The 20,819-nt window shown below is 45.2% G+C and carries 14 protein-coding genes; 3 read left to right on the forward strand and 11 right to left on the reverse strand.

Going from position 1 to position 20,819, the window contains the following annotated elements; translation table 11 throughout:
• Positions 1-202 precede the first annotated feature (202 nt).
• On the forward strand, positions 203-1,474 hold the full coding sequence (locus tag AB5I83_RS11115; protein ID WP_448975344.1) for an ATP-binding protein: 1,272 nt from the start codon (positions 203-205) through the stop codon (positions 1,472-1,474).
• 1 nt (position 1,475) lies between these two features.
• The gene (locus tag AB5I83_RS11120; RefSeq protein ID WP_448975346.1) at positions 1,476-2,390 is read left to right on the forward strand and encodes a response regulator; all 915 of its coding nucleotides are present in this window, start codon (positions 1,476-1,478) and stop codon (positions 2,388-2,390) included.
• A 46-nt stretch (positions 2,391-2,436) separates the two neighbouring features.
• Here the strand turns inward: AB5I83_RS11120 and AB5I83_RS11125 are convergent, their stop codons facing one another.
• The 9 genes from AB5I83_RS11125 to AB5I83_RS11165 form a co-directional block, all read right to left on the reverse strand.
• The gene (locus tag AB5I83_RS11125) at positions 2,437-3,741 is read right to left on the reverse strand and encodes an ATP-binding protein (protein ID WP_448975348.1); all 1,305 of its coding nucleotides are present in this window, start codon (positions 3,739-3,741) and stop codon (positions 2,437-2,439) included.
• Positions 3,742-3,938: 197 nt separating this feature from the next.
• Positions 3,939-5,738: an ABC transporter ATP-binding protein gene (locus AB5I83_RS11130; protein ID WP_448975350.1), complete on the reverse strand. Its 1,800-nt coding sequence runs from the start codon at positions 5,736-5,738 to the stop codon at positions 3,939-3,941.
• Positions 5,732-7,456 (reverse strand): ABC transporter ATP-binding protein, encoded by a 1,725-nt coding sequence (locus AB5I83_RS11135; protein WP_448975352.1) that lies wholly within the window; start codon positions 7,454-7,456, stop codon positions 5,732-5,734. The genes AB5I83_RS11130 and AB5I83_RS11135 overlap by 7 nt, the downstream gene beginning before the upstream one ends.
• Before the next feature lie 604 nt (positions 7,457-8,060).
• The gene (locus AB5I83_RS11140) at positions 8,061-9,680 is read right to left on the reverse strand and encodes a long-chain fatty acid--CoA ligase (protein ID WP_448975354.1); all 1,620 of its coding nucleotides are present in this window, start codon (positions 9,678-9,680) and stop codon (positions 8,061-8,063) included.
• 48 nt (positions 9,681-9,728) lie between these two features.
• The gene (locus tag AB5I83_RS11145; RefSeq protein ID WP_448975356.1) at positions 9,729-10,811 is read right to left on the reverse strand and encodes a CaiB/BaiF CoA transferase family protein; all 1,083 of its coding nucleotides are present in this window, start codon (positions 10,809-10,811) and stop codon (positions 9,729-9,731) included.
• A gap of 18 nt (positions 10,812-10,829) precedes the next feature.
• Positions 10,830-12,401 carry a fatty acid--CoA ligase gene (locus AB5I83_RS11150; protein ID WP_448975358.1) on the reverse strand — a complete coding sequence of 524 codons (1,572 nt, stop codon included), beginning with the start codon at positions 12,399-12,401 and terminating at the stop codon, positions 10,830-10,832.
• Positions 12,402-12,626: 225 nt separating this feature from the next.
• Positions 12,627-13,781 (reverse strand): thiolase family protein, encoded by a 1,155-nt coding sequence (locus AB5I83_RS11155; protein WP_448975360.1) that lies wholly within the window; start codon positions 13,779-13,781, stop codon positions 12,627-12,629.
• A 48-nt stretch (positions 13,782-13,829) separates the two neighbouring features.
• Complete coding sequence (locus tag AB5I83_RS11160; RefSeq protein WP_448975362.1) at positions 13,830-14,975, reverse strand: acyl-CoA dehydrogenase family protein; 1,146 nt, start codon at positions 14,973-14,975, stop codon at positions 13,830-13,832.
• Between the two features lie 23 nt (positions 14,976-14,998).
• Positions 14,999-16,525: a class I adenylate-forming enzyme family protein gene (locus tag AB5I83_RS11165; RefSeq protein ID WP_448975363.1), complete on the reverse strand. Its 1,527-nt coding sequence runs from the start codon at positions 16,523-16,525 to the stop codon at positions 14,999-15,001.
• A gap of 110 nt (positions 16,526-16,635) precedes the next feature.
• On the opposite strand from AB5I83_RS11165, the gene AB5I83_RS11170 reads away from it, so the two are divergent.
• On the forward strand, positions 16,636-16,758 hold the full coding sequence (locus AB5I83_RS11170; RefSeq protein ID WP_448975365.1) for a hypothetical protein: 123 nt from the start codon (positions 16,636-16,638) through the stop codon (positions 16,756-16,758).
• Here AB5I83_RS11170 and AB5I83_RS11175 read toward each other — a convergent pair.
• Positions 16,743-18,791 (reverse strand): sigma 54-interacting transcriptional regulator, encoded by a 2,049-nt coding sequence (locus AB5I83_RS11175; RefSeq protein WP_448975367.1) that lies wholly within the window; start codon positions 18,789-18,791, stop codon positions 16,743-16,745. The genes AB5I83_RS11170 and AB5I83_RS11175 overlap by 16 nt on opposite strands.
• A gap of 121 nt (positions 18,792-18,912) precedes the next feature.
• Positions 18,913-20,739 (reverse strand): LysM peptidoglycan-binding domain-containing protein, encoded by a 1,827-nt coding sequence (locus AB5I83_RS11180; RefSeq protein ID WP_448975369.1) that lies wholly within the window; start codon positions 20,737-20,739, stop codon positions 18,913-18,915.
• Between the last annotated feature and the right edge of the window lie 80 nt (positions 20,740-20,819).

The raw sequence follows: 20,819 nt of genomic DNA on the forward strand, positions 1-20,819 counted from the left end.
TTCCTCCTTCACATACTTAGAGTAATCACCACTCTACTGAAAACTACAGAAAATAACAAATTTAATTCGGTTCTTAATAATATTGTCAAAATTAAACATCAAAATGACTCTGAGTTAGATTAAAATAAGATTGTTTATAAGGGAATGAGGTATGAAGTATGAGTTATATGAAGTTTGCTTGGCAATGAGATGAGGTGGGGTAATGAAGGAACGGCTAATTCCATACATGCTGATTGTGATCGCTGTCCCATTAGGTGGAGAGATGAAGTTCTACCCATTTGAAGGAGATATGAGGGTAAGCCTGGGCACGCCGATCTTTTTCTTCATTCTTCTGTGGTCTAAAAAGTTACATCCTTTATTGGCTGGATCGGCTGCGGGGTCGGCAGTTGTATTGTTTAGGGTTGCTTCATTTGGTTTAACCGGCAATTCAGACCTCCTTTTAGAAGGTTTTCTACTTCACTTCCCGGTCTTCTTTTATTATTTGACTTTTGCCATATTATTTTACTTATTTAAAATCAATACATTATATAGCAATCCTTTCTTTGTTGGATTACTTGGTGTCATTGTTGAGGTAGCAGCAAGTATGACGGAGATTTTTTTTCGTTCCCTTTTATCACAATCTCAGATAAATTTTAATACTTTGTTGACCATTGGTATGATTGCTATTATCCGGAGCTTTTTTGTTCTAGGATTCTTTAATATTTTAGTAATCAGAGAAGCTAAATTATCCGAAGAACAACAGAGAAATAGAAATGAACAAATGCTCATACTCATATCAAATCTTTATGTAGAAATGATTCAACTAAAAAAATCAATGAAAAATGCAGAAGACCTAACCGCTGCATGCTATACATTCTATAGAGAGTTAAAAGAGAAGAAACAAGAAGACTATGCTCAATCTGCCCTTAAAATCGCGGGTGAATTACATGAAATCAAAAAGGACAATCAGAGAATTTACGCTGGTTTGACTAAGTTGATGGTCAAGGAAAACCTTAGTGACTTTATGGATATTGAAGAGATTTTGGAGGTAGTCATAAAGTGTAATGGAAACTTTGCAGATTCATTAGGAAAATCCATTAAAATCACAAGTACCGTTGTCGGGGATCATCCTGCTTATCACACATTTATGCTGTTATCAGTTATTAATAACCTGGCAACAAATGCTGTGGAAGCTATTAATCAAGCAGGTAAAATTCTTGTGGAAGTTAGCCGGGATCATGATACCTTGGTGATTCAAGTAAAAGATACAGGTCCTGGAATTAATGATAGGAATAGGCATCTTGTCTTTGAACCAGGATTCACCACTAAGTTCAATCAGGATGGAAACGCTTCAAGCGGTATCGGACTTTCTTATGTTAAGAATACGATTGAGAATATTGGCGGAAAAATCATCCTTGAACCATATGGCATTGGCTTTAAAACTGTTTTCAGCATTAATGTTCCAATTCGAAGTCTGACAATAGGAGGTAACTAGAATGCGGTTTTTTATTGTAGATGATTCGCCAGCTATAAGAGCTATGCTGGCAAATATAATTGAAGACCAAGATTTCGGAACAGTTGTGGGAGAGGCCGAAGATGGTTCTGAAGTTTATACTGACATTCTCGAAGCTAAAGGTATCGATATATTGCTGATTGACTTACTAATGCCAAATCGTGACGGTTTGGAGACAATAAAAGAAATTAGCCCTACATTCACTGGAAAGATTATTATGATTTCACAAGTGGAATCGAAGGAACTGATTGGGGAAGCTTATAGGCTTGGTATAGATTACTATATTACCAAACCGCTAAATAAGCTTGAAGTTTCAAATGTTATCAAGAAAGTGTGCGAAAATTTGACATTAAAAAAATCCCTAATGGATATTCAGCGCTCGCTTAACATGATTCCAGGATTTAAGACAAATATAAATACAAACAAAAGTACGCTTTCGATAGTTAGTGCAGGAAAGGATATTTTATTCGAATTAGGAATTATCAGCGAAAGCGGAAATAAAGATCTTCTGGATCTGCTAAGCATCCTCTATGAACATGAGCAGAATGGAGTAAAAGAAATACCGCCTTTGAAGGATTTATTTGAGAGAGTTATGAAAAAACGCTTAGGACAAAACGCTTCTGCTGCGGACATTCGAAAAGAGATAAAAGCCGGGGAACAGCGAGTTCGAAGAGCTCTCCAGCAGGCTTTAGAACATCTTGCTTCATTGGGTCTGACTGATTATTCAAATCCCAAATTCGAGCATTATAGTAGCTCTTTTTTCGACTATACGCAAGTACGTATGAAAATGCTTGAGATAGAAGGCAAAACCGAGTCATGTGCAATTCCACCCCGCTCAAACTTAAAAAAATTCTTGCAGGCTTTATACATGGAAGCAAAAAAGTCAATCAATCCTTAGAAGCTCATAAAAGTGAAACAATGACCTGAGAAGAAAATATACTGGGTCATTGTTTCATTACCATATCAAGTTTTACAGAGTTCGTTCTATCTATAGGACTTGATGATCCATATGCCGGCAGCATGATTGTTACTTCTGTCCCGACTCCTTTTTCGCTCTTGAATGAAATCGAACCACCCATTGCCTCGATGATTTTTATTGAAACAGAAGTTCCAAGCCCTGTGCCTTTATCTTTTGTTGTATAAAATAATGTACCTAGTCTGGCAATTTGTGCACTATCCATACCTTTTCCATTATCAGAAACAACTATAAAAGACTCATGGACTACTGTAGACTGATTTATGTTAACTTCCCCGCCATCATTGGTGGCCTCAATCGCATTCTTTATAATATTGACCAGGGCTTGTTTAAGCTGGTTCCGGTCCGTTTCGACATAGACTCCCCGCTCCAGCTGGACATTTACCTGGACACCTTCCTTTGCTGCGAAGGCCTCTAATAAGAGTGTAACCTCTGATATGATTTCTGCCAGTTCAGCTTCTTCAAGTTTTTCAAATTGAGGCTTGGCAAAATTCAGATAATCATTAATGATGGATTCCGCCCTGCCTAACTCTGTCAGGACGAGACTCAAATAATAATGGTTGTTCCCTTTTTCTTGTTTGTGCATCATTTGCAGGAATCCTTTTACTACTGTTAAGGGATTCCTGATTTCGTGTGCAATCGAGGCGGCCAGTTCACCCAGTGTATTCAGTTTTTCAGCTCTCAGAATTTCTTTTCTCATAAGATCCTTCTCAATCAAGGACTCATTCAGAATGGATGCGATCCATACAGCAAACACTTGGATAGCTCCAAAAATCGCCACATTCAGCATGATTTGATTTGTATCTTCAGCTGTAGGCTCATTTATAAAGATATTGGCTACTAAAATTGCCAGCATTGAAAGCGAAGGCCATAAACCCACAAGAACAGCTATCCTGATCCTCTTCTTTGCATCAAAGGTCCAAAACTTCTTCATGAACAAGAAAGGAATAAGCGCTGCCAGAAATCCGCTTGCGTATCCAAGCCAAAGATCCCCGCCCATAAAAGTTCGAGTTGCCAGATAAGTAAACAGAACCATAATACCCGCTATCGGCCCGCCATATAGAAAAGCCAGCACTAAAGGTACATATCGAAGATCCCAGTATAAACCGCCTTCCTTATATGCAAACACTAGGGAGAGAATCACCGCAACGCTTTGAAGTACTCCACACAAATAAGGAGATTTCCCCACGCTTTTATTATCAAAAAGCACACTATGAATGAAGATTGGCAGCAAGATTATAAGAACATTTAAAAGAAGTTTTTCAGCAAGCATTTCATCTTCTCCATTCGAAGTGGACTGTGTATATAAAGACGGACGGATGCTGTCAAGCTAATTGCAGGCTTCTATTTAGGAATACGACAAACTTCTCGCGAATCCTCTATTGCCCGGGAAATTTGTCATATTTCATAAACAAATCACCTTTAACCGTTCACTTTTTGAATAACAAAAAAAGGAAGCTCAATGGCTTCCTAATATTTCATCAACATCCTCTTTTCCAGTTGGCTTGTATAAAGGTCATGGTAAAAGCCTTCTTGTGCCAACAGTTCGTCATGATTACCTTTTTCAATGATTTGCCCGCTTTCTATGACAATGATTTGGTCTGCATTTTTAATTGTATTCAAGCGATGGGCAATGATAAAGCTTGTTCTTCCCTTCAATAAATGCTGAAGGGCCTCCTGTATCTTGAGTTCAGTAATGGTATCAATACTGCTAGTCGCTTCATCGAGTATCAAGATGGATGGGTCAGCAAGGATGGCTCTAGCGATGGATAACAATTGTTTTTGCCCCTGGCTGATACCGGCATCATCCTGGCTTAACACAGTGTCATATCCTTCGGGCAATCTCTGTATGAAGGAATGGGCATTTGCTGCTTTGGCCGCCTTCTCCACTTCCTCGTCTGTTGCATCCAACCTCCCATAGCGGATATTCTCCCTGATGGTTCCCTGGAACAGGAATGAATCCTGGAGGACGAATCCCATTTGTTTCCGCAGGCTTTCACGGGTAATTTTTTTACTGTCGTGCCCATCTATTAAAATCATCCCTTGATTTGGTTCATAAAATCTGGAGATCAAGTTTATGATGGTCGACTTTCCGGCTCCGGTAGGGCCAACAAGCGCAATAGTTTGCCCGGGTTCTGCGGTGAAATTCAAATGAGATACTGTATCTCCGCCCTTTTCATATGAGAAAGATACATCCTTGAACTCAACCTTCCCAGTAATATTTGGAATTGGTTGGGCTCCTTTTTCATCGACAGCCTCTTCCTCCGTATCAATGATGTCAAATACACGATCGGCTCCAGCCACTGCTGAGAGCAAGGTATTGAATTGATTCGACAAATCATTCAGCGGCCTTGTGAACTGACGAGAGTATTCGGTAAAGATGACGATTGTCCCTATCGTCACATATCCTTTCAGGGCGAAGAATCCGCCCACAGCTGCCACTATTGTGAAGCTGAGATTATTGAGCATATTCATCAATTTTGGGATGAAGCCGGTAAAGGTCTGGGCCCAGTAACCTGATTCCTTTAACTGCTGATTTTTTATACGGAACTCTTCTATTACCTTTGGTTCTTGTGAAAAGGATTTAATGATTTTTTGGCCAGAAATCGTTTCTTCAATATAACCATTCATTTCTCCAAGCCGGCGCTGCTGTTCTTTATACAGCCTCCCTGTCCTGCTGGTAATCCACTTCATTCCCATGAACATCAGCGGCACGATGATCATCGTGACAAGCGTAAGCAATGGGCTTAGCCAAATCATGACCGCTAGCGTTCCAACCAGGGTTAGCACGCTCGAAAAAATCTGGATGACGGAGGAGTTCAGAGTCGCGCTGACATTTTCGATATCATTGGTGACCCTGCTCATCAACTCGCCATGTTGGCGCTTGTTGAAGAAATCAATCGAGAGTTTATGAAAATGGTTGAAAAGCTGTCTCCTCATTGTATAGACCGTCTTCTGCGCAATTCCGATCATCCAGTAGCTTTGGAACCACAATGATAAGGAATGCATTACGTAAACGGATGCAAGACCGATTAACAGCCAGATGAAACCATCAGTCGAATTTGTCGCAAAATACTCATCAATGCCCCATCCAATCAGGAATGGGCCCAGCAATCCAAGTGCTGAACTGGCCACCACCATTAAAAGGACAAGGATCATCAGGCTTCGCTGGTCTGCAAGGTACGACCAGATTCTTCTGATTGTCGGTCCAATTCCCCTAACCACACTTCTTTTTTCGTCCGATCTATTTTCTTTATGTTTTTTTAACATCCGGCCTTCACCTCCCCGAACTGGGAATTGTAAATTGCCTGATAAAGAGAGGATTGCTCAAGCAAGGATTCATGATTTCCGTAACCAATAATGGCCCCATTCTCGAGCAGCAGGATTTTATCTGCTTCCTTTGCAGTGCTGATTTTTTGGGTAATGATGACAGTCATACATTTATATAGACTGATTGCATCGAGCAGCTTTGCTTCCGTTTTCAAATCCAACGCACTTGTGCTGTCATCAAGCAGCAGGATTTTAGGATTTTTGATCAAAGCACGGGCGATGGATAACCGCTGCTTCTGGCCACCCGAAAGGTTGACACCTTTTTGCCCCAGGAGCGTATCATATTGATTCGGCAGTTTCAGGACGGTTTCATGGATTTGGGCGTCTGCGGCTGCCTTTACCAATTCCTCCTCTGTTGCATCCTGCTTGCCCCAGGCTAGGTTCTCTTTGATTGAACCGGTAAACAGCATGGCCTCCTGTGGCACATAGCCGATGCCCTCCCTGAGACTTTTCAGTTTCAACTCCTTTATGTTCCGGCCGTCGATTCGTATATCCCCGCTTGTGACATCATACAATCGCGGGATTAACTGGAACATCGCCGTTTTCCCTGCACCGGTCGCTCCGAGTACCGCTATGGTTTCCCCCTGTTCAATCTTGAAGGATAGATCTTGAAGAATGGGAATGTTGGTGTCAGGGAACTGGAATGACACATGATCAAACTCAATTTCACCTTTAGAGATCTCATAAGCATCTTGGCTTTTGATGGTATCTTCAAGGTCAATCTCCTCATTCAGGACATCGGTTACACGCTCAGAAGATGCCCTGGCACGAGAGAATACCATGATGATCCACGAAAACATCGAAAAGGCAGCGGTGATCCTGGCAGCATAGTTCACAATCGCTACTACTTCACCAACTGACACTCTCCCAGACTGGACATCGATCTTTCCAAACCAAAGAACAGCAATGACACTCAGGTTCATGAAAAGCAGCAGAACGGGAATCGTCACCTCTGTGACCCTTAAAGCAAATACTGTTCGTTCCTGTAATTTATTGTTCGCTTTCTCAAACCTGGTTCCTTCATATTTCCCTCTGGCAAAAGCCTTGATCAGTCTCATGCCCACAAGGTTTTCTCTCATTACTCCATTCACTCTATCAAGGCGCTTCTGGACGCTTTTAAATAAACCTGCAGCCTTTGTCATGATCCAAATAAGGAAGATCAAAAGAGGCGGGATGATGATCACAAACGGCAGTGCCAATTTTGCATGTACCAACATCGCCATGATGATCCCCCCAATGACCAGCAAAGGAGCACGCATCGCAATCCTTAGACTCATGAAAAAAGTATTCTGCAGCTGGGTCACATCATTCGTGATCCTTGTGATCAAAGAAGATGATGGGAAATGACTGAAGTTCGTGAAGGAAAAAGCCTGAACCTTGGCAAAAAGTTTTTCGCGAAGGTCAAACCCGAAGCTCTGGCCTGCATGGGCCGCTATGAACGAATTCGTTATCCCTGATGCAAAGGCAAGGAAAGAGATTCCGAGCATGACTCCGCCCCATTTGATGACTGTATCGAGATCCCTCGCCACGATCCCTTCATCAATGATCTTGGCAATCAAAAGCGGCTGGACAAGTTCAACAGCCAATTCGACAAGCATTAAGCTAAGCGCAATCGCAATCGGGATGCGATATGGTTTGACAAAAGAAAATATACTCATGAAGATGAGACCCCCTGTTGAACATTACGTTATTTCGTCTTCCGAATTTATATCTACTATCATACCCCTTTTGGTGAATTTTTTGAATTGAAAGATAAAAAAAGAATAGCCTAATAGTGACATCATACCCTATTGCGTTTTCCATAAAAAGGATATTATCCTCAAGCAACACAACAACAACTAAAAACCGGCTGCATATTTGACAGCCGGTTGATTTATTAACAATCAATAAATTTGACTTTGTGAGCTAATCGCACCTCTTATGCAGGGGTTTCGCTTCTCATAAGGGCCTCTTTATGGCCTAATCGTACCCTTATGCAGGGGTTTCGCTTCTCATAAGGGCCTCTTTATGACCTAATCGTGCCCTTATGCAGGGTTTCGCTTCTCATAAGGGCCTCTTTATGACCTAATCGTACCCTTATGCGAGAGTTTCGCTTCTCATAAGGGTACCTTTATAGCCTAATCGTACCCTTATGCGACAGTTTCGCTTCTCATAAGGGTACCTTTATAGCCTAATCGTACCCTTATGCGACAGTTTCGCTTCTCATAAGGGTACCTTTTAAACGAATCACGCCCACAAGCAGCGCTTTCCCGTATTTATTCCTTACGAATTCTGTACAAGGTGGTCTTTCAACTGGTCCCTTAATGCACGCTTCAGAAATTTCCCGACGGATGTTTTCGGGATTTCATCCATAAATACAACATCGTCTGGGAGCCACCATTTTGCGAACTGCGGTGTGATGAAGTCTAGCAGTTCCTGCTTGTCGACCTGACCCTTATATTGTTCTTTCAGGACGACACAGGCAATCGGTCGTTCCTGCCACTGCTCATGCGGGACGGCGACGACACTTGCTTCAAAAACTGCTTCGTGGGCCATCAGTGCGCTTTCAAGATCGACGGACGAGATCCATTCCCCGCCGCTCTTGATTAAATCCTTTGTCCGGTCAACAAGCTTGATGACCCCTTCTTCATCAACTGTGGCCACATCTCCAGTGTATAGCCAGCCATCGCGGAAAGCATCGTCAGACCTCTCATCCTTATAGTATTCGTCCGCAATCCATGGGCCGCGAAGCAGGAGTTCTCCCATCTCCTCGCCATCCCACTTCACTTCACCGTTGCCGCCAATCACTTTCATTTCCAGGCCTGGCACAAGGAGACCCTGTTTGGAGCGGATATCTAAAATTTCATCTTCGTCCAATCCGACCTGGTAGCTCTTCAGCCGGGATACCGTTGCCAGCGGAGTGGTTTCAGTCATCCCGTATGCGTGCAGGAATGGAATTTTATATTTCGTTTCGAACGCTTTGATCATGCCACGTGGCGCAGCAGATCCCCCGCAGACAATCGATCTTAGCGAAGAGGTATCATAGCTTCCTTTTTCAAGCTCATTCAGCAAGCCGAGCCAAATCGTCGGCACTCCCGCGGTGAAGGTGACTTTTTCCTGTTCAATCAGATCTGCAAGCAGTTTAGGAGTGAATAATGGTCCTGGGAGCACCTGTGTCGAGCCGAACCATGTTGCTGCGAATGGCAGACCCCAGGCATTGGCATGGAACATCGGCACGACCGGCAGAACGACATCTGTTTCAGATAATGCAGCAGTGTCTGCTAACCCGAACGCGAAGCTGTGGAGGACGATGCCTCGATGGGAATAAACCACCCCTTTAGGATTGCCAGTTGTAGCCGATGTGTAGCACATCCCTGCAGGTTCATTTTCATCGATATCTTTCACAAATTCGAAGTCCGGACTGCCATCGCGAAGAAGCTCCTCATAGGAATAGACTGGCTCCAGTGTCGTTTCAGGCAATTCATCTTTGTCGGTCATGATGATGTAGGCCTCTACCGTTTTAAATTGATCCTTGCTCCGCTCAATCAGCGGCACCAGGTCTTCATCAACCAGCAATACCTTATCTTCTGCGTGATTGATAATATACGAGACATGTTCAGGTGACAGGCGGATATTGATGGTATGGAGAACCGCCCCCATCCCTGGGGCAGCAAAATAGACCTCAAGATGGCGATGGTGATTCCAGGCGAATGTGCCAACTCTGTCTCCTTTTTCCACTCCAAGTTTTTCAAGCGCGCTGGCCAGTCTGCGGGTCCGTTCGCCAACCTCCTTGTAAGTGAATCGGTGAATACCTGATAGTGTCCGTGATACCACCTGTTTTTTCGGGAAAAACTTTTCTGCTCTTTCCAATAGCGATCCTACTGTCAATGGAACATTCATCATACCGACATTTCCCCTTCCACTCTTTAAAATATAGATTCTGTGAATCTACTAATTACTGCTTTTTAGACTAAGCCACTCTTGCAAGATCTCTTCTGTCTGTTCTCCTTTTTTAGGAGGAGCTGCTTGCGGTTGCGACGGCAAATCTGCATGCATTTTAATTTGGCCTTCTGGCATTACAAATTTCTTTTCATTCCAATATGGATATTGAGCAAGCTCTCCGGCCTCAAGTACAGGCGTAAGGCAGCAATCGACCTTCATTCCAAAATCGGCCCATTCGAATAGCGATTTGCTTTTAAACAAATCAACAAGCTCAAGATAAACAGGATTCGTGTTATCCGGTCTGGAATAATGCGCGGTCAGCCATTCCTCCCGATCTACAGCCTGACAAAAATTGTTCCAGAACTTTGGCTCCAGCGCTCCTAGGCTGACATAGCGTCCATCCTTTGTTTCGTAAAGCCCATAGCCAATGACTGTACCGTTCAGTACAGAAACACCTTTTTGATAGCCTGTTTCCTTTTCAATCAGGACATGGTTTGCCATCAATGATGCCATACTGTCAGCAATGGAAATGCAATGATAGCTGCCCTTCCCCGTTTTTCCCCTGGCCACAAGTGCTGCAAGGATACGCTCACTGGCCGCCATCCCGCCAATATAATCAGAAAAAGTATGGGATGGATGTACCGGCCTTCCTGTACGATCTTTCATCTGGGCCAGAGCACCGCTCAAGCTCATATAATTCAGGTCATGACTTCCAAGTTTGCTCATTTCTCCATTTTTTCCGTATCCAGTGACCGAACAATAGACAATACCGGGGTTTACTTTTTTCACAGCTTCATATCCGAGTCCCAGCTTATCCATCACTCCTGGCCTGAAGCTCTCAATCACCACATCCCCCCTGGCCAGCAGATCAAGCGCCAGCATCTTTCCTTCTGGCTCCTTCAAGTTGATGACAAGGCTCTTTTTGCCGCGATTATGTGCGTTGAATACATAGCCGTTCCCTGTATTCCTTGCCGGGTCTCCCTCTGGCGCTTCAACCTTTATCACCTCGGCCCCAAGCTCGGCAAGCCTGAGAGTCGCGAAAGGGCCAGGGATATAATTGGTGAAATCAACTATTTTAATTCCGTCTAACATGATAAAAAACCCTTTCCATTAAGTCGGCTGCCCTTTTGAAAACAATTCTTCCATTTGCTTGCGCAGCATGAACTTCTGGATTTTTCCGCTTGCGTTCCTAGGGAGCGCATCTACAAATACGTACTTGCGAGGTCGCTTGTAATTCGCCAGGCTGTCACTGTTCTTGCACCATTCATCCAAATTCTCTTCGGTAATTTGGCTATCTTTTTTCACGACAAATGCCGTAACGGTTTCACCCCATCGGTCATCAGGCTGGCCGACAATTGCGACATCAAGGACACCTTCATGGGCATGGAGAACATCCTCGACCTCACGAGGATAGATGTTTTCACCGCCGCTGATGATCATGTCATCTACCCTGTCTTTCACCCATAAATAACCCTCTTCATCGAGGTAGCCAATATCGCCTGAATGGTACCAGCCTTTATACATCGCTTTTTCAGAAGCCTCTTCACGATTGAAGTAGCCAGTCATCATGCATGGGCCCTGGACGATGATTTCCCCGCTTTCGCCTGGAGGCAGGATATCGTCGGGGTCGGAAGGGCCATCCTCGTTCGGGCGGACAATCCTGATCTCGTGGTTTAGGCAAGCCTGGCCAGCTGCACCTGCTTTTGTCAACTGGTCATATTCAGAAAGGAAGGTAATCGCAGGCCCCATCTCCGTCATTCCATATGCCTGGACTAGCTTGATGCCCAGCTGGTCATGGCAGGCATGTACGAGTGAAGGCGCCATCGGGGCAGCTCCGTACAACCCCAGTTTCAGGCTCTCGATACTATAGTCTGATAGATTCTCCTGCAAAATCATATTCCACATCGTTGGCGCGGCGAAGAACTTCGTGATTTTTTCCGAGTCAATCAGTTCCAGTACTTTCTTTGGTGCGAATTGGTGAAGGATGACATTGCTGCCTCCCACATGGATTCTTGGCAGAAATGCACAGTGGAGCTCGGCACAATGGAACATCGGCGCCGTTACCAGCCCTTTATCACTTGCATCCAGCCTGGTGGATCCAACGACGATCAGGCTTTGCTCAACCATATTGCGATGCTTGTGCATAACGCCTTTTGGCCTGCCAGTCGTCCCGCTTGTGTACATGATCGCGTAAAGATCATTTTCGTCTACTTCAATCGCAACTGGGGTCGTTTCCGCAGCTGTCACTTTTTCATGATAGCTCTGGGCATATTCAGGAGCATCTTCATCGATGTACCAAAAAGAGATATGCGGAAACCTGTTTTCGATGCTTGCAATCACTGGCTCGACCGCTTTTTCAAAAAGAACAACCTTAGGAGCGGCGTCTCCGAGAATGAACGCAACTTCTTCTCCCATTAGCCTGAAATTGATAGGATTGAAGACTGCACCTATTTTCGCACAGGCAAAAAATGCTGTACCCAATTCCTCGGTATTGAACGTGAAAGTAGATACCCGGTCGCCTTTCTTCACTCCTTCAGCAAGAAGTGCATTGGCGAGCCTGTTCACCTCATCGTTCCATTCACTATAAGTAAAGCGGACATTGTTGCGGACATCATAGAGGGCTTCCTTGTTCGGGAACTTCATTACCGTCAGGTCAAAAATTTTGCCGATCGTCGTGCTCATTTGCATTCCTCCTAATAAAATGTCGGTTTTGAGCTTTACTGTGTCGCTGTTTAAAGTGGCCCCATTGGTGATCTGTTTCTTTTGCTTTGCCAATTTTCGGCCGCCAACAGGGCGGATTGGTGACCTATTTTTCGGACTACAATTTTCGGGCGCGAATAACACTCATTGGTGATCTATTTTTCTAACTTCTACAATTTTCGGGCACCAATGAGTGTTAGAAACCTTTTAGTCTAACCGCTCTATAATGGTCGCGTTCGCCATGCCATGACCTTCGCACATTGTCTGCAAGCCGTACCGTCCGCCGGTACGTTCGAGTTCGTGAATCATCGAAATCATCAGACGGGCGCCGCTCGCTCCAAGGGGGTGTCCAAGCGCGATTGCGCCGCCATTCGGATTTAGTTTCGCAGGGTCGGCTCCCGTTTCCTTCAGCCATGCCATCGGTACAGGTGCGAATGCTTCGTTCACCTCGAAAACATCGATATCCTCCAGCTTCAAGCCGGCTTTTTTGAGGACTTTTTCCGTTGCTGGGATTGGTCCTGTCAGCATCAAAGTCGGATCGGATCCCACGACAACCCTGGTGTGGACCTTGAAGCGCGGTTTCAAGCCTAGCTCCTCGGCTTTTTCACGGCTCATCAAAAGCAGGACACCGGCACCGTCACTGATCTGGCTCGCGTTCCCGGCATGGATGACTCCATCCTCTTTGAAGACCGTTTTCAATCCTGCTAGAACCTCAGGTGTCGTCCCTTCACGAGGTCCTGAATCTTCCGTCATCAAAGTCGTTTCACCATTTTCGAGAGTGACCTCAAGCGGCATGATTTCTTTTTTAAAATAACCCTCTGTCTGCGCCTTTAAAGCGCGGCGATGGCTTTCAGCAGAGAATTCATCAAGGTCCTGGCGGGTAAAACCGTATTTTTCCGCGATTCGTTCGGCGGATAGTCCCTGATGGATCATATCGTATTGTTCTCTTAATTTAGGGCTGAATGGGTTGGCATCCTGGTAATTGGAGCCCATCGGAACACGTGTCATGTTCTCGACTCCGCCGGCGATGACGACATCCATGTCACCCGCAAGTATTGCCTGGGCAGCAAAATGAACTGCCTGCTGGCTTGACCCGCATTGACGGTCAATCGTCGTTCCTGGCACTTCAATCGGGAAGCCGGCAGTCAAAGCCGCGACCCTGGCAATATCCCCGGCCTGTTCTCCTGACTGTGTCACACAGCCCAGGATGACATCTTCAACAAGTCCAGCATCGATTCCAGCCCGGTTCACCACTTCTTTAAGTACTTGGGCAGCCAGCTCATCCGGCCTGATATCCTTTAAAAACCCTTTTCTTCTGCCGACAGGTGTCCTAACGGCTTCGACGATTACAACTTCACGCATGCTTCATCTTCCTTTCTGTATAACGTCTTCTGTTTAAACTCAGGCAAACTATAAGCCAAGGTTTTTAGCAATGATGGTCTTCATGATTTCATTCGTTCCGGCATAAATGCTGGCAACCGGGATGTCTCGGAACCTTCTTGCAATCTCGTATTCTTCCATATATCCATAGCCGCCGTGGAGCTGCATGCATTCAGCAGCTATTTTTTTCGCGCTGTCTGTCAGCTTCCACTTGGCCATCGATACCTTTGTCACAACATCCTTGCCTTCGATATGCTCGGCAATCAGCTGGTCAAGAAAGGCTCTGCTCATTTCGATTTCTGTTGCCATCTCGACAATCTTGAATTGTGTATTCTGAAACTTGCTTACGGGCTTGCCGAATGCTTCACGGCTTTTGACATAATCGATCGTCTGCTTTAGCATGACTTCGGATGCTGTCTGCGCGGCAATCGCCACAAGCAGGCGTTCCTGCTGAAGCTTTTCCATTAGATAAAGGAATCCCTTCCCTTCTTCTCCAAGCAGGTTTTCCTTCGGTACCCGGCAGTCCTCAAAAATGAGCTCTGCGGTATCCTGGCAGTGCAGCCCGACCTTATTAAGCTTCCTTCCACGTGAAAACCCGGGTGTGTCTCGCTCAACGACAAGCAGGCTGACACCTTTATGCTTCGGATTCGCCTTCGGATCGGTTTTACAGGCAACAACAATCAAATCGGACTGGATGCCATTTGTGATGAAGGTTTTTTGCCCATTTAAAACATAGTGATCTCCATCAAGGATGGCGGTGGTCTGGATGTTCGCCAGGTCCGAACCTGTCCCCGGCTCTGTCATTGCAATAGCCGTGATAATTTCACCCGTCGTACATTTAGGCAGCCAGCGCTTTTTCTGCTCATCTGTTCCATAAGAAGTGATATATGGCACTACGATGTCATTATGCAGCCCTACGCCAACCAGGCCTGAACCCACCTGCTCGAGCTCTTCATTGATTACTACTGCGAATCCCCAATCGACTTCACTGCCGCCGTATTCCTCATCAATATCCGGACAAAGATAGCCTTGCTCGCCCATCTTCTCCCAGAAGGAGCGCGGAATCATCCGCTCTTCCTCCCATTGGTCATAGAACGGATAGGCTTCTTTTTCTAAAAACTTTCTAAGCGACCTGCGAAAAATCTCATGGTCATCTGTCAAATAAGGGTGCTTCATTTTATCTCCTCATTTCATTTAAACTATCTCAGCGTAACTTCATTCAATTTCTGGCGAAGCTGGTATTTCAGGATTTTACCAGAAGCATTCCTCGGCAATGCCTCCTCGATAAAAATCCTCCTCGGAACCTTATAGCCTGCAAGTTTTTGGCGGCAAAAGCTCTTAAGTTCCTGCTCATCAACGATTGCATCCTTTTTCGGCACGATGACTGCGCATACTGCTTCTCCCCAAACTTCGTCAGGCAGCCCGATGATCGCTGCCTCCATTACGGCAGGGTGTTCATAAAGTACCTCTTCTACTTCAATGGAATATACATTTTCCCCGCCGGAAATGATCATGTCTTTTTTCCGATCGACGAGTGTGATATATCCTTCTTCATCAATCGTTGCCAGGTCACCTGTATACAGCCACCCGTCTTTAATCGTTTTTGCCGTTTCTTCCGGCTTCTTATAATATTCCTTCATGATGGACTCGCCTTTGATGACGAACTCGCCGACCGCACCTGGCTTGATATCCTTGCCTTCTTCGTCCACCACTCTGGCTTCAGTCAGGAATGCGGCTTTCCCGCCCTTCCCAAGGTGGTGCTTATGACCTTCAGGCCCAAGCAGGATCCCACCAGGACCAGCCTCCGTCAGGCCGCAAAGATTATAGAACTGGTCTGTCCTGAAAAGTTCCATACTTTTTCGCACAAGTTCCGGCGCCATTGGTGCAGCACCATATCCGCATCTTTTAATCGAAGAGAGGTCGTATTCAGCAGCATTCGGCACCTGCAGCATGAAATTGTACATAGCAGGCACGCCAAAGAAATGGGTTATTTTATGCTGTTGGATTGCCTGGAGAGTGGTGACTGGATGGAAATCCCGATGAATGATATGAGTTGCTCCAAGGACGACACCAGAAATCAGGAACAGATTAAGCTGGGCCGAATGAAATAGCGGAGCGATATGGAGAATTCGTTCCTCCTGGTTGATGCCCATGCTGATCATCATCGTCAGGCCAACATTGAACACTCGTTTATGGTCAAACAAGGCACCCTTAGGTCTGCCGGTCGTTCCAGACGTATATAAAATTTCCAGGTCATCATCATCGCTGACTTCAATTTGTGGATTGGAGGCATTTTCAGAAAGAACGTGAGTCAATGAATGATGTCCGATTGCTTTAGGGGTTCCGGTTGTGATGACATGCGATGCATTTGTCCCTTCACGTGCAGAAGTGATGATATCCTCGAATTCTTCATCGCAAATAACCAGGACCGTTCCGGACTGTTCAAGTATGTAATGGACCTCGGATGCTGTCAGACGGAAATTTACCGGCACAATCACCGCCCCAATTTTAGCTGCTGCAAAAAAAGCAAATACAAATTGATCAGAATTCTTCATCATCAGAGCGACTCTCACGCCCTTGCGAATACCCAGACCGAGCAGGCCATGAGCCAATTTGTTCACTTCTTCATTAAACTGCTTGTAGGTATAAATCCTGCCTTCACAATCAATCGCTAGCTTCTCCGGTGTTTTCCTCGCATTCTGCGCTAAATATGAACCAATATCCATTCACAACTTCCCCCTTGATTATATTTGAAAACGCATTCAACTTTATTCATGCAATAATTATGCCAATTTTCCGAAAACAAGGAAGACGATAAAACCAAGGAGGACATAATGTGTACGTCCTGCACAGTGTCCGGAAATTGGACACTGTGTTTGGACATTATGATGTGATTGGCGAACTTGAAAAAACAAATGATAATTCCAGTTCGAATAAAACTTTCTATACGCTCAGCTGATATTTCTTTATTTTTTCATAAAGGCCAGAGCGGCTGATGCCCAGCAGTCTTGCTGCTTTGGCTTTGTTTCCGTTCGCCTGGGTAAGAGCTTTTTTAATTGCGCCGAGCTCGGCATCTTCCACAAGGCTGATTTGTTCGGTTGATGGACTGGATAGTTGCGAGAGCAAGTAGTCGGGCAGATCCTCATTCTGAATTTTTCCGTGCTCCGCAAAGGTCATAGCGCGCTCAAGGACATTCCGCAATTCCCGGACATTGCCTGGCCAACTGTAGCGAAGCAGCGCTTCCTTCGCCTGTGAAGAGATACCTGTGATGCTTGTTCCCAGCATCGAATTCAATTCTTTCATTAAACCTGTGATCAAGTACTCGACATCCTGCACCCGTTCCCTCAGTGGCGGGATATTCAAGGAAATGACGTTCAAACGATAATAAAGGTCCTCCCTGAATTCCCCCTGTTTCACCATCTCTTCCAGGTTCCGGTTTGTGGCTGCGATGATCCGGACATCGACCTTCACCCGCACATTTCCGCCTACCCGATAAAACTCCCGTTCCTGCAGGACTCTCAGCAGCTTTGCCTGGAGGGAGAGTGACATATCACCGATTTCATCGAGAAAAAGCGTTCCTCCATTCGCAAGGTCAAACTTCCCGATTTTTCCGCGCTGCTTTGCCCCTGTGAAGGCGCCTTCTTCATAACCGAAAAACTCCGATTCAAGCAGGTCCTCTGGTATCGCGGCACAATTGACTACGACAAACTTGCCATCGCTCCTGGCGCTGCTGTTATGGATGGCATGCGCGAACAATTCTTTCCCTGTCCCGCTTTCCCCCCTGACCAATACTGTGGATCGGCCTTTTGCTGCTTTGGCAGCACTTTTTTTCAACTTTTCCATATAAGGGTCTTCGCTATAAATATGTTCCCAGGTAAATCTGGCAGACTCTGATTTCTGCAGCTGCTGATGGTAAAAGCTTGCCTTGTTCTCTGCCTTCTGAAGTCTCTTGAACAACTCGCTGACCTCGTTCAACTGGCGGAACATCACTTTTCCTATTGCCCCGATTACCCTTCCATCCTTCTTGATTGGAATGCGGTGGACAATATATCTAATCCCGTTCATTTCGTTAAAATCGCTGACTTCCGCCATTTCAGACCTGAACACATTGCCAAGCTTCAGCTGCGGAAGTACTTGCTCAACTGGCTTATATAGGACCTCTGGTTTTTCGAGTCCGAACAGCTCAAGCAACGGCGGACTGACCATTGTGATCATGTTCTTTTCATCAGTCATCAGGATTCCATCATACGCATTCTCAAGCGTCGTCTCGATTGTCAGCTTCAGCTTTTTGACTGTCTCGAGCTCTTCCGCCATTTTTTCAAATTCAGAAATATCCTGGAATAACAGGATTTTTCCTTCTTCATGATTGACTGTTTCATAGGATGATATATGAAGGATCGACTTGAATTTTTCATAGTGATGCGGCGAACTTTCTTCGTGAAGCAGCCCAGGGAAAATCTCGTCAAGTTCCCTAGACATGATGGAATCAAATGTCCGTCCGCTGATTTTGGCAAAAGCGTCATTCGCATACACCACTTGCATCCTTTCATCAGTCATGAGCACTCCAATATTGGAATGCTTCAGGATTGTTTCCAGCTGATCCTTGAGTGTATTCGCTGATTTTAACAGAGCGAGCACCATGTCGGTCTTGGTCAATAAGCCGATGACCTTATCCCGTTCATCAAGCACAACTCCAGTCCCAACCTGGCTTGTCTTCACAATCTGTTCGATATCCCTGTAAGGAGTATCTATTCGTAGCGATCTTACTTGCTTCTTTATGTATGGCCGGATTGGTGCATCCAGCGGACTGCCATCGAGAATCATTTGGTAAAGCCCGCTCCGAGTAAAAACCCCCTGCAAATTCCGCTCTGCATCTGTCACGGGCAGCAAGTTCCATTTTTCCTTTTTAAAAAGCCCAAGAGCATCTCTTAATGTAGTTTTTTCTGTGACCAGGCAGTGGACAGGCGTCACAATATCCCTGAATTCTATCATTGACTTTCCTCCTTCACAGAGAGATTTCTGAATATTATAACTTCAATTATATAGCAGTGATGCAGAAAGGTACACTTATTGAATGTAAAAAACCCGCTCCTTATAGGAGCAGGTTTCATGACTAGCGTAGAATCGTAAGCTTCTGGCCAATATACAAATATTTTGCCGGATCAAGATTATTCGCCTTCACGATCGCATCGATTGTCGTGGCATATTTCACACTGATTTTCCACAGCGTGTCTCCACTTACCACTGTATGGACAACAGGCTGGACAGCCGGTGGTTCCGGCGTCGGAGTTGAAGAGGGAATCGTAAGTTTTTGACCGATATACAAATATTTTGCAGGGTCAAGATTATTCGATTTTACAATTGCATCAATGGTTGTGCCATATTTCTGGGCAATCTTCCAGAGAGTATCTCCTGATTGCACCGTGTGGACCACTGGCTGCGGTGCTGGTTCTGGCGAAACTGCAGCAGGAACATTCAGCTGTTGCCCGATGTACAAATACTTATTTGGATCCAGATTGTTTAATTTTACAATTTCTGAAATGGTTGTGTTAAACTTGGCTGCGATTTTCCATAGAGTGTCACCGCTCACCACAGTGTATTCAGCAGTGTTTGGAACTGTCGGAGGAACAGTTTCAACAACAAGTTCTACATCACTTGCATTGATTGTTCCAGATACACCTTCCTTGACCAGCACCTCGTACCGGCCGTTTTCAATTGTTTCAGAAATCAATGGGAATGTATCGCCCTTAACAGCCGTATACCCCTGTCCTGCCGGGTACACAGAAAGCTGAGCCTTCTCAGCGACTACTCTGACTCGCTTTTCAGGCTGAAGTGCTTTTACCTCATAGCCGCCTTCAAATCTCACATTGTCTGTAAAAGAGATATAACCTGCGCTTGCTCCTTCAATCAACATGACTCTTATATAATAGTTTCCATTAACGGCTTTCCCGCCGTAAAAGTCGGTACCATCCCATGTAAATGTATGAGTTCCCGCCTGGAAAGACTGCTCGGTGATGACATTTTTCATATGCGCGCCTGCGGCATTCGCAATATAAATAGATAGTTTTGACGGCTCAGCCAATGTGAATTGCCCTGAGACCGTGTCGTTGATCCCATCACCATCGGGGCTGATTACGTCAGAAGTGAAGACACCGTCCGTAACCACTTGTTTTACTCTCCAGAGCGGAATATTATAGTCGCCATCCTTAATGGTAACCGTTCCTGCTTTCTGTGAAGACTGTTTCGTCGCTGGGTAGTTATATGCCGTTTCAATGAAATTAAAATTTACATCATATGTTCCATCCGCAACAACTCGTCCCGCATTATCTCTTCCATTCCAGGTGACAGAATGGGTGCCTGGCAAAAGCTTCATCTTACTGCCTCCATAAATCTCGGCACCATTTTGCCAGATGCTTAACTGCACCTCGGCTGGACGATTCAAATTGAAAGGGATCTGAACTGTTTCTGTCCCGCCATATTTTGGGGCGAAGACGGAAGGATTGATGGAAACCTGGTCGATCAAAGGCTTTGGATTCGTCTCATTGACAACTATCAGTTTGCCAAGCGGATAACCTTGCATCTGATTGTAACCTTGATCAGACAAATAAGCCTTCAATTGGTATTCCCCAGCTGGCAATGGAACTTTCTTCGTATCGTCCCATGGTACCCAGTCTACTTTGTGGACTGTTTTAAAATCGGTAGAAGAAAGGTTGATTTTCGTCTGGATACCGTTGCCTACTGCTAAAATATGACCACGCGTCGGTTCGCTGGTCTTCAGCTCAAAAGTAACATATCCTGGCACACTGTTCCCTTGATATGCAACTGTTCCAGTAGACTGGCTGAAGGAAGTGACCTCCGCCATCGCAGAAGCGAATTGTGGGAAGGTAGCAGCCGACGCAAGGATTAAAAGCATGAAAATTCTAAAAAATTTCGTTGTCACTCTAGTTGTCCCCTGCTCTCTGTTAAAATGTTATATTGCAAAAATATCATATTCGTTTTCTTGACTTTCCACAACGCGAA

The sequence above is a fragment of the Mesobacillus sp. LC4 genome (genome assembly GCF_053543455.1).